The organism is Burkholderia sp. BCC0405 (assembly GCF_902833075.1).
Classification (GTDB): Bacteria; Pseudomonadota; Gammaproteobacteria; order Burkholderiales; family Burkholderiaceae; genus Burkholderia.
Map to the genome: position 1 here is coordinate 97,986 of NZ_CADFEO010000010.1, position 15,496 is coordinate 113,481.

Here is a 15,496-nt window from a genome sequence, read left to right on the forward strand (position 1 = left end):
AAAGTAAAAGATCAAGTGATGTTTAGCGTCTTTTTTGGCATATCCGATCACGAATAGAATTCACCTGACCTCTGAAACCGGAGCGCAAGGCTATGTCGGCCACAACGACACTCTCCTCTCCCGACGCAATCCTCTTCGACGCATTCGGCACGTTGTTCGACGTGCGTGCGGTCCTGGCCGCGGCGGAGCAGATGTTTCCCGGTCACGGGGAACGGTTGTCGCAGCTGTGGCGACGCAAGCAAATCGAATACTCGCAGTTGCGCACGCTCGCCGATCCTGCCGGCGCGCGCTATCGCCCGTTCCGGGACATCACGCTCGATGCGCTGCGGTTCGCCGCGCGCCGGCTCGGGCTCATGCTGAACAGCGCGGCCGAGAAACGGCTGATGGACGAATACGCCTGCCTGTCCACCTATCCCGATACGGTGCCCGCGCTGCGCAAGCTGCGCGCGCTCGACCCGCGCCCGCCGCTCGGGATCCTGTCGAACGGCACGCCGCAGATGCTCGACATCGCGATCAAGAGCGCCGGCATGTCCGGGCTGTTCGATCGCGTGCTGTCGGCCGACACCGTGCGCGCGTACAAGCCGAGCCCGGCTGCCTACGCGCTTGGCACCGACGCGTTCGGACCAAACCGGCGCGGCATCGTGTTCGTGTCGTCGAACGCGTGGGACGTCGCCGGCGCCGTCTGGTTCGGCTACACGACGTTCTGGCTCAACCGCACGGGCGCGCCCGCCGAGGAACTCGGCGCGCCGCCCGACGGCGCCGGCGCCAGCATGGCCGACCTGCTCGCATTCCTCGCCACCCCGGCTCCATCCGGCAGACCCGCAAACCGCACGCGCCCCAGCCCGGGTGCATGACGTTCGCAGCGCTGCCGCCTTCCCCCTTCACCGAAACCGCAACTGACCGACCAAGGAGATGAGACTCATGAGCACCCCGATCACGCTGCCGCAAGGCATGGCGATCACCGGCGAAATCAAGCCGGGTTACGAAGCAATCCTGACGCCCGACGCGCTCGCACTCGTCGCGGCGCTGCACCGCACGTTCGAGCCGCGCCGCCAGGCACTGCTGCAGGCGCGCGTCGAGCGCACGAAACGCCTCGACGCGGGCGAGCGCCCCGACTTTCTGGCCGAGACGAAGGCGATCCGCGAAGGCGACTGGAAGGTCGCGCCGCTGCCGGCCGACCTGCAATGCCGCCGTGTCGAGATCACTGGCCCCGTCGAGCGCAAAATGATCATCAACGCGCTGAACTCGGGCGCCGATTCGTACATGACGGACTTCGAGGATTCGAACGCGCCGAGCTGGACGAACCAGATCGACGGCCAGATCAACCTGAAGGACGCGGTGCGCCGCACGATCTCGCTCGAGCAGAACGGCAAGTCGTACCGGCTGAACGACAAGGTCGCGACGCTGATCGTGCGTCCGCGCGGCTGGCACCTCGACGAGAAACACGTGACGGTCGACGGCCAGCGCGTGTCCGGCGGCATCTTCGATTTCGCGCTGTTCCTGTTCCATAACGCAAAGGAACTGCTCGCGCGCGGCTCGGGCCCGTACTTCTACCTGCCGAAGATGGAAAGCCATCTCGAGGCGCGCCTGTGGAACGACATCTTCGTCGCCGCGCAGGAAGCCGTCGGCGTGCCGCGCGGCACGATCCGCGCGACGGTGCTGATCGAGACGATCCTCGCCGCGTTCGAGATGGACGAAATCCTGTATGAACTGCGCGAACACAGCTCGGGCCTGAATGCCGGCCGCTGGGACTACATCTTCTCGGCCATCAAGAAGTTCAAGAACGATCGCGACTTCTGCCTCGCCGAGCGTTCGAGGATCACGATGACGGTGCCGTTCATGCGCGCGTACGCGTTGCTGCTGCTGAAGACCTGCCACAAGCGCAACGCGCCGGCGATCGGCGGGATGAGCGCGCTGATCCCGATCAAGAACGATCCGGAGGCAAATGACAAGGCGATGGGCGGCGTGCGCTCGGACAAGCAGCGCGACGCGACCGACGGCTACGACGGCGGCTGGGTGGCGCACCCGGGACTCGTGCCGATTGCGATGGAAGAGTTCGTCAAGGTGCTCGGCGACAAGCCGAACCAGATCGCGAAGCAGCGCGACGACGTGCAGGTCGAAGGCAAGAACCTGCTCGACTTCCAGCCTGAAGCGCCGATCACTGAAGCCGGCCTGCGCAATAACATCAACGTCGGCATCCACTACCTCGGCGCATGGCTCGACGGCAACGGCTGCGTGCCGATCCACAACCTGATGGAAGATGCGGCCACGGCCGAGATCTCCCGTTCGCAGGTGTGGCAATGGATCCGCTCGCCGAAGGGCGTGCTCGATGACGGCCGCAAGGTCACGGCCGAACTCGTGCGTGAATTCGCGAAGGCCGAGCTGGACAACGTGAAGCGGTCGGTCGGCGGCAACACGCAGCCGTACGAGCGCGCCGCGGCGATCTTCGAGCAGATGTCGACGTCGGAAGGCTTCACCGAATTCCTGACGCTGCCGCTGTACGAGGAAATCTGACGCAGCTGCCCATCTCGATGAACGCCGGCCCTGCGTCGGCGCCGATTGCACACGATGACGGCATTATAAAAGCGCCCCTCGGGGCGCTTTTTCATTTGCGTCAGGACCGGCTGCCGCGCATCCGGTCAGATGGCTTCCCGCTCGCGCCGGTGCTGAACCCAGTCGCCCGACGCAATGCGCGGACGCCCGGCTATCGCATGCGCGGCGACCGGATAGTAAAGGCAGGCGTACTGCCGGCCGCCGAGCTCGACGGTCACGTCTTCCGGCTTGAACAACGAGTCGACGCCCGGATACACGCGCTCGATCTCGTCGAGCACGGGAACGAGCCGGTCGTCGACCTCGTAGACGTCGCCCCAGACCAGCGACTTGCCGGCCGACCCGGCGATCATCCCCGGATACGTACCGAAATCGTACAGTTCGCCCGGCAGCGCGGCGGCACCGAGCAGCGTCGGCGCGGCAATCCCGTGCCTGGCGGCCGCGTGGCCGATGTCGTTGGCCTCCCCGTTTCTCAAGGTGCCATAGACGAATACGTAACGCATCGTGGTTCTCCTCTTTGATTCGTATGTTGCCGTGTTCGCGCGTCATGCGAGCGAAATCGCCTGAGCATCGATAGACCACGATACCGGCTCGATGGTTCGCTCCCGCAAGCGCGTCCGGCCTCCGGCAGCCCCGAAATCGCCGGGCCCCCACACAAAGTTCATTTGAACGCGGCATGATCGCCCGACAAACCGCCGCATGCGCTTTCGCGGCGCCTTCTACAATAACGGCATCGCCGCCGCGCTGCCCGAATCGTCCATGAGCCCGCCGTTCCAAGCCGACGTACCGAACCCGTACGTCATCGACATTCCGCCCGAATTCGCGCCGACCGCCGTCCATCCGATGCGCGTACGCGCAAGGCAAGTCAATACCGGGCAGCGTATCCCGCTGCATACGCATGCGTGGGCGCAGCTCGCGTACGCATCGCGCGGTGTGCTGCGCATCGCGACGACCGGCACGACATGGATGGTGCCGCCGTCCCGCGCGATCTGGATACCGCCGCGCGTGACGCACGAGGTCGTGATCGTCGAAGAGGCATATTTGCGCACGCTCTATATCGACGAGTCGATCGTGCCGGGCGGGCTCGACGCGTGCCGCGTCGTCGAAGTGACGGGGCTCCTGCGCGAACTGATCGTCGCACTCGATGCACGCGACCTGAGCGCCACGCGCGAACGCCTGCTGTGCGGGCTCGTGCTCGACGAGTTGAGCCACGCCGAACCGCTGCCGCTCGCGGTGCCGATGCCCGACGAAAAAAGGCTGCGCATGCTGTGCGAATCGGTCCTCGCACACCCGGCGCACGCGGAGTCGCTCGAGCATTGGGCCGGCGAAGTCGGCGCCAGCACACGCACGATTTCGCGGCTCTTCAAGCAGGAGCTGGGGGTGAGCTTTTCGCAGTGGCGCCAGCAGGCGCTGCTGGCGCGGGCCATTCCGCTGCTGAACCAGGGGCGCCCGCTGTCGCATATCGCACGCGAACTCGGCTACCAGAGCCAGAGCGCCTTTTCGGCGATGTTTCGGCGCGCATTCGGCGAAAGCCCACGCGCGTTCATGCTGCGCGGCTACGAGCACCGCGGCCCGGAAGGCCACCTCGCGGACGATGAAACCCCGGACGACGATGCGATCGACGCTGTCCGCTGAATATCTGGCTCCGGGTCGTCAGGTCTTCAGACTGGCCTCACCATGTGGCGAATCGAGCCAAGTTGCGCGAGCCGCGACCCGGCAACCTGATAGCCCATGCGCAAGTAGAGACGCGCGGCTGGATTGTCGACGAACACGCGCAGTTGCAGTTCGTGCAGCCCGCGCGCTCGCGCCCAGCGGTGCGACATGTCGAGCAGGTAGGTGCCGGCGCCCTGTCCACGATGGCCGGCCGCGATCTGTACGTCGCGGATGTGCAGCGAGTCGTCTTCCTCGGTCACGCGCAGCACGCCGATGCGCTCGCCGTCGGCCTCGAGGATGAAGTTTTCGGATTCGCGCCAGCTCGCGTAGAACAGGTCGCTGCGCCACACGAGCCCATGGCGCTTGTAATAGCCGCCCATGTTGCCGTGCGTCAGCGCTTCGGCAAACGGAAAATCGCCGGCCTCCGCGGGCCGGAGTTGATACAGGAGTCGCAGGTCGGTCGGATCGAGCATCGCACAGGGGTCAAGAACGCATGCCGCCACGATAGCGCAGTCGCGTGCGGATGCAATCGCGGATTTCTCGTAGCGGCTAGACGACGGATGACCGGAGGTTACGCGCCCGCCAGCGGGCGCAACCGAGAACGCAAATGAAAAAGCCCGCGCAAGGCGGGCTTCTTCATTTTCTGGCGGAGCGGACGGGACTCGCCTACATCCCGCAGGCCGCGGATGCGCGTGCACGCGCATCCCTTCGAGTCCCGCCGGAAGCCGCACAGGCGGCTTCCTCCGCTCCACAGCCACGCGCCCGCCAGCGGGCGCAACCGGAAACACAAATGAAAAAGCCCGCACAAGGCGAGCTTCTTCATTTTCTGGCGGAGCGGACGGGACTCGAACCCGCGACCCCCGGCGTGACAGGCCGGTATTCTAACCGACTGAACTACCGCTCCAGTCTTGCTGCTTGCCTGGCAGGCGTCGGTTGCTTCCTGCCGGCACATCGTTTGTTCGAACGACGCCGAAATCTGGCGTCCCCTAGGGGATTCGAACCCCTGTACTCACCGTGAAAGGGTGATGTCCTAGGCCTCTAGACGAAGGGGACAACGTACTGCCTACATCCTTAATGCAAAAGCCCGTTCAAAAAACGTTCTTTGAACGGGCTTCGTTCTGGCGGAGCGGACGGGGCTCGAACCCGCGACCCCCGGCGTGACAGGCCGGTATTCTAACCAACTGAACTACCGCTCCAGCTTTCTTACTCTCACCCGCAGGACGTCGTCACGTTCCTGCAAGCGATGCGACACTTCTACGAAACGCCGCTGAATCTGGCGTCCCCTAGGGGATTCGAACCCCTGTACTCACCGTGAAAGGGTGATGTCCTAGGCCTCTAGACGAAGGGGACAACGTACTGCTTACATCCTTAATGCAAAAGCCCGCTCAAAAACGTCTTGAACGGGCTTCGTTCTGGCGGAGCGGACGGGACTCGAACCCGCGACCCCCGGCGTGACAGGCCGGTATTCTAACCGACTGAACTACCGCTCCAGCTTTCTTACCCTCACCCACAGGACGTCGGTTACGTTCCTGCAGGCGTTGCGACATTTCCACGAAACGCCGCTGAATCTGGCGTCCCCTAGGGGATTCGAACCCCTGTACTCACCGTGAAAGGGTGATGTCCTAGGCCTCTAGACGAAGGGGACAAAATCTTTTCAGATCTGTCTGACTTTCGCTATTCACTTTTCAATCAACAGCGAAGGCCGAAATTCTAACTGCTTTGAATCATTTTGGGAAGCATTTATTACTACCACTGCTGCTTCGCAAATCAACTCAGTTTGTTCTGATGGTGGAGGTAAGCGGGATCGAACCGCTGACCTCTTGCATGCCATGCAAGCGCTCTCCCAGCTGAGCTATACCCCCTTGCAGAACAGAAATGAGATTATATGGAGCTACTTTGAACTTGTAAATACCCTTTTTGCGATTCGAGCGAATTTTTTTGCGAAGCTGCCGCGATGTCATGCACGGGCAGCCTCACTCGCCCTCGCGCCTCAGGCCAGGGCAGCCTCGATGCGCGACACCACGACATCGCGGCCGAACAGCACGAGCACCGCATCGATCGACGGCGTGTGCGTCGTACCCGCCACCAGCAGACGCACCGGCATCGCGAGTTGCGGCATCTTCAGCTTGTGCGTGCCGAGCGTCGCCTTCAGCGCGGCGGACACGGCCTCCTTCGTCCAGTCGGCCGCCTTCAGCGCAACGACGAGATCGGCCAGCGCCGGACGCACCGCATCGGTCACGTGCTGCGCAAGCGCATCGGCTTCCGGCGCCGGCACACGGTAGAACATCGCGGCGCCTTCGGCGATCTCCTTGACCGTCGTCGCGCGATCCTTCATCAGCCCGACCACCGCTTCGAGCGCAGGGCCCGTCGCGATCGCCGCATCATCGATGCCGAGGGCGGCGAGGAACGGCTTCGCCAGCTCGGCAAGGCGAGCGTTGTCCGCTTCCTTGATGTAATGCGCGTTCAGCCAGCTCAGCTTGCTGTGGTCATACTGCGCGGGCGACTTGCCCAGATGCTCGAGATCGAACCATTCGACGAACTGCTCGCGCGAGAAGATCTCGGCGTCGCCATGCGACCAGCCGAGGCGCGCGAGATAGTTGACGACGGCTTCAGGCAGGAAGCCCGCGTCGCGGTACGCCATCACGCTCATCGCGCCATGCCGCTTGCTCATCTTCTCGCCCTGCTCGTTCAGCACGGTCGGCAGGTGCGCATAGACGGGCGGCTCGCCGCCGAGCGCGTTCAGGATGTTGATCTGGCGCGGCGTGTTGTTCACGTGATCGTCGCCACGAATCACGTGCGTGATGCCCATGTCCATGTCGTCCACCACCACGCAGAAGTTGTAGATCGGCGTGCCGTCCGGGCGCGCGATCACCAGGTCGTCGAGTTCCTCGTTCGAGATCTCGACACGCCCCTTCACGGCGTCGTCCCACACAACCGTGCCCGTCAGCGGATTGCGGAAGCGCAGCACCGGCTTCACGCCAGCCGGCGGCTCCGGCAAAACCTTGCCGGGCTCAGGACGCCACGTGCCGTCGTAGCGCGGCTTCAGGCCCGCCTCGCGCTGGCGTTCGCGCAGCGCGTCGAGCTCCTCGGCCGACATGTAGCACGGGTACGCGAGCCCCTTCTCCAGCATCTGCGCGAGCACCTCGCAATAGCGGTCCATCCGCTGCATCTGGTAAATCGGGCCTTCGTCGAAATCCAGGCCGAGCCACTGCATCCCTTCAAGGATCGCGTCGACCGCTTCCTGCGACGAGCGCTCGACGTCGGTATCCTCGATGCGCAACACGAACGTGCCCTTCATCTTGCGGGCGAACGCCCACGGATAGAGCGCGGAGCGGATGTTGCCGAGGTGGATGAAGCCGGTGGGACTCGGCGCGAAGCGGGTACGGACAGGACGGGTCATAAACGGTAACTCGAACGCCTGGGGCGCATGAATGATTCGACGCGGGATCGACGGCGGCAGCCCGGACAGCAACGGGGCCGGCGACGCCCGGAACGGGAAAGAAGCCGGAATTATACTCGCGCCGGACTTCGCGCCAAGCGCGCCGCTTGCTTTATGATGTGCGCGCCGCGGCCGCCAGCCGGCGCGGCGCCGGCCGCCCGGAACCTGCCACGCGGCCGCTCGAAACCTATCGCCGCCGCGGGCCGTGTAACCCGCCGCCAAGCCGCCGGAGAATCATTCGATGTCGTCCCCTCGCCTGTCGCGCCGCCACTTCACGATCGCCGCCGCGTCCGCCAGCCTCGCCGCCTGCACGTCATTCGGCGACAAATCCCGCCCGGGCAATGCCTCCGGCGCCACGCAGCCGCACGAGAAGCCGGTGAAGATCGGCATCGCGCTCGGCGGCGGCGCCGCGCGCGGCTTCTCGCACATTGGCGTGCTGAAGGCGCTCGAGGCGCGTGGCATCCCGGTCGAGATCGTCGCGGGCACGAGCGCGGGCTCGGTGGTCGGCGCACTCTACGCGTCGGGCATGAGCGCGCTGCAGATCAACAAGATCGCGCTCGACATGGACCAGGCGGCGATCAGCGACTGGGCGCTGCCGTTCCGCTCGCGCGGGCTGCTGCAAGGCGTCGCACTGCAGAACTTCCTGAACAAGACGCTCAACAACCGGCCGATCGAGAAGATGGCCAAGCCGCTCGGCATCGTCGCGACCGATCTGCAGAGCGGTCAGCCGATCCTGTTCCAGCAAGGCAATACGGGGCTCGCGGTGCGTGCGTCGTGCAGCGTGCCGTCGGTGTTCGAACCGGTGAAGATCGGCAACCGCGAGTATGTCGACGGCGGCCTCGTGAGCCCGGTGCCCGCATCGTATGCACGCAAGATGGGTGCGAGCTTCGTGATCGCGGTCGACATCTCGGCCCGGCCGGACGGCGCGGCAACCAACAACCCGATCGAGATGCTGCTGCAGACTTTCACGATCATGGGCCAGACGATCAAGACCTACGAGCTCGACAAGTACGCGGACGTCGTCATCCGCCCGAACCTCAACGCGATGGGGGGCAGCGACTTCAACCAGCGCAACGCGGCAATCCTCGCGGGCGAGGAAGCCGTCGCGCGCATCATGCCGGAACTGCAGCGCAAGCTCGCGGCAGCGCGCGGCGTGGCCGCCGCGTAAGCACGCGATGCGCAGGCCGGCGCGCGCCGCCGGCCCGCCAACGGCGGAACGGCTTTCCGCTCGCCGTTTGCACCTCCCCAAAACAAAAAACCCTGCCGCCTTTCGGTGACAGGGTTTTTTCGATCCGGCCGGACGGGCCGTCGAACGTCAGTTGTTGCCGTTCGCAGAATCGTCGCCGATCGTCGCGCGCACGCGCTGACGCAGGTCTTCCGGCTTCATCGGAAACTCCGATTCGATCCGGCGCGCGCCGGTGAAACGCTTTTCCCAGTAACCGCTGTCGAGATCGTCGACGCGGATGGTGCTGCCCGTCGACGGCGAGTGCACGAACTTGTTGTCGCCGATGTAGATGCCGACATGCGAGAACGTGCGGCGCATCGTGTTGAAGAACACGAGGTCGCCCGGCTTGAGGTTGCTCATGCTCACCTTCTCGCCGACGCGGCTCATCTCTTCCGCACGGCGCGGCAGCGACATGCCGAGCGTGTCCTGGAACACGTAGCGCACGAAGCCGCTGCAGTCGAGGCCCGAATCCGGCGAGTTGCCGCCCCAGCGATACCGCACGCCGATCATGTTCAGCGCGCCGACGACCACGTCGCCAGCCTTGCCGGCCATGCCGGCGAGGAACGACTTCGCGCCGCCGCTCGACGGCTGCGCGCTGGTCTGCTGGAGGGAGGAATTCGACGCGTTCTGCGTCGAATTCGTGACATTTTGGTTAAAACTGCTGACTTCGTCGGCGAACGCGCCGGGAGCTGCTGCAAACAGGGCGCCGATGAACAGCCCGGCGATGGTGCGCGCGCATGCCTGGGTCAGGGATCGATGCTGCATTGGTCGATGGAATTTGCTTAAAAATCAGCTGATTGGCGGAAAATTTCGGTCGATACTAGCCAGCGCGTAATCGTTTGTCAAAACAAATTAATAAATACAATCGAGATGGTCAGACCATTGGCGGCCTATCACGCTTTCCAGACCGCTTTCAACAGCTTTTGTGTGTAAGGATGTGACGGCCTGGTGAAGATGTCCGCCACCTCTCCCGACTCGACGACGGCCCCGTCCTGCATCACCGCGACGCGATGCGCCATCGCCCCGATCACCTCCAGGTCGTGGCTGATGAATACATAGCCGAGGTTGTATTTCTGTTGCAAATTCGCGAGCAGTTTCAGCACCTGCTGCTGGATCGACACGTCGAGCGCCGACGTCGGCTCGTCGAGGATCAAGAGGCGCGGCTCCAGCACCAGCGCCCGCGCGATCGCGATCCGCTGGCGCTGCCCGCCCGAGAATTCGTGCGGATAACGGTGCAGCACCGTGCGGTCGAGGCCGACTTCGCGCAGCACCGCGAGCGACTTCGCACGGCGCGCATCGGGCGTCATGTCCGGGCGATGCAGCTCGAGCCCCTCGCCGACGATCCGCTCGATCGTGTGACGCGGCGAAAGCGAACTGAATGGATCCTGAAAGACCACCTGCATGTTCGAGCGCAGCGCGGTTTGTTCGCGGCCGCGATAGGTCGACAGCGCGCGCCCCTGGAATTCGATCGTGCCGCCGACCGTCTTTTGCAGCCCGAGCAGCGCCATCGCGAGCGTCGACTTTCCCGACCCCGATTCGCCGACGATGCCGAGCGTCTCGCCCTGCCGCACCGACACCGACACGTCCGCGACGGCCGTCACCGGCACCGAGCCGAACCAGCCCGCGATGCCGGGCCGCTTGCGCGCGAACTGCACGCTCACGTGGTGCGCGTCGAGCACGACGGGCGCGATCGGCATCACCGGCGTGACCGCGCGCTGCGGCCGGCTGTTCAGCAGCCGCTGCGTATACGGATGCTCGGGTTGCGCGAAGATCCGCTCGACGGGCCCGCTCTCGACGAGCCGGCCGTGCTCCATCACCGCGACGCGATCCGCGAAGTGCCGCACGAGATTCAGGTCGTGCGTGATGAGCAGGATCGCCATCCCGCGCTTTTCCGCTTCCTCGCGCTGCAGTTCCAGCAGCAGCTCGACGATCTGCGCGCGGATCGTCACGTCGAGCGCGGTGGTCGGCTCGTCGGCCAGCAGCAGGCGCGGCCGGCAGGCGAGCGCCATCGCGATCATCGCGCGCTGCCGCTGGCCGCCCGACAACTGGTGCGGATAACTGTCGACGCGCTTCTCAGGCTCCGCGATGCCCGTGCGTGCGAGCAGCGCAATCGCACGCTTGCGCGCCTCGACGGCCGACACGCCGTCGTGCAGCACGATCGTCTCGCCGATCTGCACGCCGATCGTATACAGCGGGTTGAGCGCGGTCATCGGTTCCTGGAAGATCATCGCGATGTCCGAGCCGCGCAGCCCGCGCATCTCGCGCTCGCTCTTGGCCGCCAGGTCCTGCCCCGCGAAGCGGATCGCGCCGCTCACGTCGGCGTCGCGCAGCAGCCGCAGGATCGACAGCGCGGTCACGCTCTTGCCCGAACCCGACTCGCCGACCAGCGCGACGCGCTCGCCGCGGCCGATCGCGAGCGTCACGTCGTCCACCACGACCGTGTCGCCGAAACGCACATGCAGATGCTCGAGCGCCAGCAGCGGCTCTTGCTGCGTCGATACGACCGGTTCGCTCATCGCTGGCCTCCCGCCGCCCGCACCGAATCGGCGATCCGTGTGTCGAGTGCATTGCGCAGCGCGTCCCCCATGAAGGTCAGCAGCAGCAGCGTCGCAACCAGCACGCCGAACGTCGACAGCGAGATCCACCATGCGTCGAGGTTGCCCTTGCCCTGCGCGAGCAGCTCGCCGAGGCTCGGGGTCGGCGGCGGCACGCCGAGCCCGAGGAAATCGAGGCTCGTGAGCGCGAGGATCGAACCGCTCATCCGGAACGGCAGGAACGTGATCACCGGCGTGAGACTGTTCGGCAGCACGTGGCGCCAGATGATCTGCCAGTTCGTGAGGCCCATCGCGCGCGCGGCGCGCACGTAGTCCTGCGTACGGTTGCGCAGGAATTCCGCACGCACGTAGTCGGCGAGCCCGATCCAGCCGAACAGCGACAGCAGCACGATCAGCAGCAGGAAGCTCGGCTCGAAGATCGACGCGAAGATGATCAGCAGGTACAGCTCGGGCAGCGAACTCCAGATCTCGATCAGCCGCTGCCCGACGATGTCGATGCGCCCGCCGAAGAAACCCTGCACGGCGCCCGCGGCGATCCCGAGCAGCGTGCCGATCGCGGTCAGGATCAGCCCGAACTCGACCGACACGCGGAACCCGTACACGAGCCGCGCGAGCAGGTCGCGCCCTTGCGCGTCGGTGCCGAGCCAGTTCGCGCGCGACGGCGGCGCGGGATTCGGCACGTTCGAGAAGTAGTTCAGCGTGTCGTAGTAGTAATGGTTCGGCGGGTAGACGACGAAGTTGCCGGGCGCCTCGAGCCGCTTGCGCACATACGGATCGAGATAGTCGGCCGGTGTCGGGAAATCGCCGCCGAAGGTCGTCTCCGGATACGCATGGAACATCGGGAAATAGGTCTGGCCGTCGTAATGCACGACGAGCGGCTTGTCGTTCGACCACAGCGGCGCCGCCACGCTCGCGGCAAACGCGACGACGAAGATCACGAAGCTCCAGTAGCCGAGGCGCTGCTGCCTGAAGCGCTGCCATACGCGGCGCGCGGGCGACGGCGACACGCGGGCGCGCGCCGCGTCGATGCGGGACGATGCGACGGCCCGGCTCATCGCGCACCTCGCCCGGTGACGCCGGGCATGCAGACGGAAGGTTTCATGTCAGCGCTCCAGGGTGTCGAACTGAATGCGCGGATCGACCCACACATAGCAGAGATCGGAGATCAGCTTGGTCGCGAGACCGATCAGCGTGAACAGGTACAGCGTGCCGAGCACGACCGGATAGTCGCGCCGCACGACGGATTCGTACGACAGCAGCCCGAGGCCGTCGAGCGAGAACAGCGTCTCGATCAGCAGGCTGCCCGTGAAGAACGCGCCGATGAACGCCGCCGGGAAGCCGACGATCAGCGGCAGCATCGCGTTGCGGAACACGTGCTTCCACAGCACGTTGCGCTCGGAGAGCCCCTTCGCGCGCGCGGTCAGCACGTATTGCCGGCGGATCTGGTCGAGGAACGCATTCTTCGTGAGCATCGTGACGACCGCGAAGCTGCCGACGACCGACGCCGTGATCGGCAGCGCGATGTGCCACAGGTAGTCGAGCACCTTGCCCACGAGCGACAGTTGCGCGAAGTTGTCCGACGTGAGCCCGCGCAGCGGGAACAGCTGCCAGAACGAGCCGCCACCGAACAGCACGAGCAGCAGCACGCCGAGCACGAAGCCCGGAATCGCATAGCCGACGAGCACGACGAGGCTCGTCGCGACATCGAACGGCGAGCCGTTGCGCACCGCCTTCGCGATGCCGAGCGGCACCGATATGAGGTACGTGAGGAAGAACGTCCACAGCCCGATGCTGATCGACACGGGCAGCTTCTGCACGACCAGCGACCACACGCTCTGGTGGCGGAAGTAGCTGTCGCCGAGATCGAAGCGCGCGAAGCGCTTCAGCATCAGCCAGTAGCGTTCGAGCGGCGGTTTGTCGAAACCGTACAGCGCCTTGAGCTGCGCGAGCTGTTGCGCGTCGACGCCGGTATGCGCGCGCATCCCGAACGGCACCGCACCCTGCTCCGTCGCGCCCTTGCGCAATTCCTGCACGGCCTGTTCGACGGGGCCGCCCGGCACGAACTGGATCACCGCGAACGTGAGGGTCAGCACGCCGATGAGCGTCGGGATCATCAGCAGCAGGCGTTTGAGGATGTAGCTCCACATGGGCGTCGACTCGCGATCGGTAAGCGGGATTGGACTCGGGGCGGCGTGGCTCAGTGATCGGGCTTCGCCCACCAGGTCGACACGACCCAGCCCTCGGCCGAATAGTACAGCGGCAGCGTCTGCGGATAGGCAAGCGTGCGCTTGTACGCGATCCGGTGCGTCGTGCTGTACCACTGCGGGACCGCGTAGTAGCCGTGCATCAGCACCCGGTCGAGCGCGTGGGTCGCGTCGAGCAGGTCTTCGCGCGTCTGCGCGGTCCCCAGCGAATGGAGCAACGCATCGACGGCCGGCGACTTCAGCCCGATGAAGTTGTCGGAGCCCGGCTCGTCGGCGAACTTGCTCGCGTAACGCGAGTATTGCTCGGCCCCGGGAACCTGCACGCCCGGCAAGCGGATCGTCGTCATGTCGTAGTCGAACGCGTCCAGACGCTTTTGCAGCAGCGCGAAATCGGCCGTACGAAAACGTGCGTCGATGCCGAGCTTCGCCAGGTTGCGCTGGTACGCCGCCACGATTCCTTCCATCGCCGCGCCCGAATCGTCGAGGATCTCGAACGTGAACGGCTCGCCTTTCGCGTTGCGCAGCGCGCCGTCGCGATAGGTCCAGCCGGCCTGCGCGAGCAGCGCGCGCGCCTTCAGCAGGTTCGCGCGCAGCGAGCCCGGCGGATTCGTGTTCGGCTGCGTGACCATCGGGCCGAACACGGCCGGGTCGAGCTGCGCGCGCAGCGGCTCCAGCAGCCTCAGCTCGCCGGGGCCGGGCGTGCCGGTCGCCTGCAGGTCGGTGTCGGCGAAGTAGCTGTCCAGACGCGTGTAGGCGCTGTAGAACAGCTGGCGGTTCAGCCATTCGAAGTCGAACGCCAGGTCGAGCGCCTGGCGCACGCGCACGTCGCGAAACAGCGGCCGGCGCAGGTTCATGAAGAAGCCCTGCATGCCGGCGCCGTTGTGCTGGCGGAATTCGCGCTTGACGAGCTCGCCGTTGTCGAAACGCTTGCCGACGTCGCGGCGCGTCCAGTTGCGCGCGATGTACTCGACGAGCACGTCGTATTCGCCGGCCTTGAACGCCTCGAGCCGCGCGACGCCGTCGCCATACAGCTTGTAGACGATCCGCTCGAAGTTGTTGGTACCCACCCGCACGGGCAGATCGGCGCCCCAATACGCCGGGTTGCGCCGGTAAGTAATGGTGCGGCCGTTGTCGTAGCGCTCGATCAGGTACGGGCCGCTGCCGATCGGCTGCTCGAACGCGAGCTGGTCGAACGGGATGCGCGAGCCGTCCGCGCGCAATCCCCACTTGCGCGAAAACACCGGCACGCCGCCGGCGATCAGCGGCAATTCACGGTTCGCGCTGCGGAACTCGAAGCGCACGGTAGCCGGATCGACGACCACGGCCTTCGCGATCTCCGCGAAATACGCGCCGAACTGCGGCGCGGCCTGCTTGCTCTTCAGCGTGTCGAACGAGAACTTGACGTCGTCGGCGGTGACGCGGTCGCCGTTCGAGAAGCGCGCGCGCGGATTCAGGTGGAACGTGACCGAACGGCGGTCCGGCGCGATGTCGATGTCGTCGGCGAGCAGCCCGTACGCGGATGCCGGCTCATCCGAGCTGCCGGTCGCGAGGCTCTCGAACAGCATGTCGATGCCCGGCGCGGGATTGCCGCGCATCGTGAACGGGTTGAACTTGTCGAACGACGTCAGCCGGTTCGGGTTCGCGAGCACCAGCGTGCCGCCCTTCGGCGCGTCGGGGTTGACGTAGTCGAAATGCTTGAAGCCCGGCGGATACTTCGGCTCGCCATACTGCGCGATGGCGTAGGCCGCGTGCGCAGCGGTCGCGGCCAGCGCCGCCTGCAACGCGAACACCACGGCCGTGCGGCCTGCAACCTTTATGGCACGGCGGGCACGCGCGACGGCGGCCCGGGGCGAACCCTTCGTCATAGAGG

General features: G+C 65.5%; 12 protein-coding genes and 7 tRNA genes. 4 read left to right on the top strand and 15 right to left on the bottom strand.

Annotation, left to right across the window (positions count from 1 at the left end; genetic code table 11):
• Positions 1-92: 92 nt before the first annotated feature.
• Both HWX36_RS18270 and aceB read left to right on the top strand, forming a co-directional pair.
• A complete protein-coding gene (locus HWX36_RS18270) occupies positions 93-854 on the top strand; it encodes a haloacid dehalogenase type II (protein WP_175953415.1) in 762 nt (253 codons plus the stop codon).
• 67 nt (positions 855-921) lie between these two features.
• Positions 922-2,514, top strand: coding sequence for a malate synthase A (aceB, locus tag HWX36_RS18275; RefSeq protein WP_175953416.1), 1,593 nt, complete (start codon positions 922-924; stop codon positions 2,512-2,514).
• 125 nt (positions 2,515-2,639) lie between these two features.
• Here the strand turns inward: aceB and HWX36_RS18280 are convergent, their stop codons facing one another.
• The gene (locus HWX36_RS18280; RefSeq protein WP_175953417.1) at positions 2,640-3,053 is read right to left on the bottom strand and encodes a gamma-glutamylcyclotransferase family protein; all 414 of its coding nucleotides are present in this window, start codon (positions 3,051-3,053) and stop codon (positions 2,640-2,642) included.
• 256 nt (positions 3,054-3,309) lie between these two features.
• Between HWX36_RS18280 and HWX36_RS18285 the strand changes: the two genes are divergently transcribed.
• Entirely contained in the window at positions 3,310-4,185 is an 876-nt protein-coding gene (locus HWX36_RS18285; protein WP_175953418.1) for a helix-turn-helix transcriptional regulator, read from the top strand.
• Between the two features lie 26 nt (positions 4,186-4,211).
• On the opposite strand, the gene HWX36_RS18290 is transcribed toward HWX36_RS18285, so the two are convergent.
• The 9 genes from HWX36_RS18290 to gltX all read right to left on the bottom strand — a co-directional run bounded on the left by HWX36_RS18290 (position 4,212) and on the right by gltX (position 7,603).
• Entirely contained in the window at positions 4,212-4,676 is a 465-nt protein-coding gene (locus HWX36_RS18290; protein ID WP_175953419.1) for a GNAT family N-acetyltransferase, read from the bottom strand.
• A 354-nt stretch (positions 4,677-5,030) separates the two neighbouring features.
• Positions 5,031-5,107: transfer RNA gene (locus HWX36_RS18295), tRNA-Asp, on the bottom strand.
• A gap of 73 nt (positions 5,108-5,180) precedes the next feature.
• A tRNA-Glu gene (locus HWX36_RS18300) sits at positions 5,181-5,256 on the bottom strand.
• 66 nt (positions 5,257-5,322) lie between these two features.
• A tRNA-Asp gene (locus HWX36_RS18305) sits at positions 5,323-5,399 on the bottom strand.
• A 78-nt stretch (positions 5,400-5,477) separates the two neighbouring features.
• A tRNA-Glu gene (locus tag HWX36_RS18310) sits at positions 5,478-5,553 on the bottom strand.
• A gap of 63 nt (positions 5,554-5,616) precedes the next feature.
• Positions 5,617-5,693 (bottom strand) — tRNA-Asp (locus HWX36_RS18315).
• A gap of 79 nt (positions 5,694-5,772) precedes the next feature.
• Positions 5,773-5,848, bottom strand: a tRNA-Glu gene (locus HWX36_RS18320).
• Between the two features lie 141 nt (positions 5,849-5,989).
• A tRNA-Ala gene (locus HWX36_RS18325) sits at positions 5,990-6,065 on the bottom strand.
• 128 nt (positions 6,066-6,193) lie between these two features.
• Positions 6,194-7,603 (bottom strand): glutamate--tRNA ligase, encoded by a 1,410-nt coding sequence (gltX, locus tag HWX36_RS18330; protein WP_175953420.1) that lies wholly within the window; start codon positions 7,601-7,603, stop codon positions 6,194-6,196.
• A 280-nt stretch (positions 7,604-7,883) separates the two neighbouring features.
• On the opposite strand from gltX, the gene HWX36_RS18335 reads away from it, so the two are divergent.
• Positions 7,884-8,810: a patatin-like phospholipase family protein gene (locus tag HWX36_RS18335; RefSeq protein ID WP_175953421.1), complete on the top strand. Its 927-nt coding sequence runs from the start codon at positions 7,884-7,886 to the stop codon at positions 8,808-8,810.
• 147 nt (positions 8,811-8,957) lie between these two features.
• Here HWX36_RS18335 and HWX36_RS18340 read toward each other — a convergent pair whose 3' ends face one another.
• The 5 genes from HWX36_RS18340 to HWX36_RS18360 form a co-directional block, all read right to left on the bottom strand.
• Positions 8,958-9,632: a C40 family peptidase gene (locus tag HWX36_RS18340; RefSeq protein ID WP_175953422.1), complete on the bottom strand. Its 675-nt coding sequence runs from the start codon at positions 9,630-9,632 to the stop codon at positions 8,958-8,960.
• Between the two features lie 128 nt (positions 9,633-9,760).
• The gene (locus tag HWX36_RS18345) at positions 9,761-11,383 is read right to left on the bottom strand and encodes a dipeptide ABC transporter ATP-binding protein (protein WP_175953423.1); all 1,623 of its coding nucleotides are present in this window, start codon (positions 11,381-11,383) and stop codon (positions 9,761-9,763) included.
• Positions 11,380-12,477, bottom strand: coding sequence for an ABC transporter permease (locus HWX36_RS18350; RefSeq protein WP_175953424.1), 1,098 nt, complete (start codon positions 12,475-12,477; stop codon positions 11,380-11,382). Before HWX36_RS18350 ends, HWX36_RS18345 begins: the two co-directional genes overlap by 4 nt.
• 48 nt (positions 12,478-12,525) lie before the next feature.
• On the bottom strand, positions 12,526-13,569 hold the full coding sequence (locus HWX36_RS18355) for an ABC transporter permease subunit (protein WP_059532181.1): 1,044 nt from the start codon (positions 13,567-13,569) through the stop codon (positions 12,526-12,528).
• Positions 13,570-13,619: 50 nt separating this feature from the next.
• Positions 13,620-15,491 (bottom strand): extracellular solute-binding protein, encoded by a 1,872-nt coding sequence (locus tag HWX36_RS18360; protein ID WP_175953425.1) that lies wholly within the window; start codon positions 15,489-15,491, stop codon positions 13,620-13,622.
• Positions 15,492-15,496 lie beyond the last annotated feature (5 nt).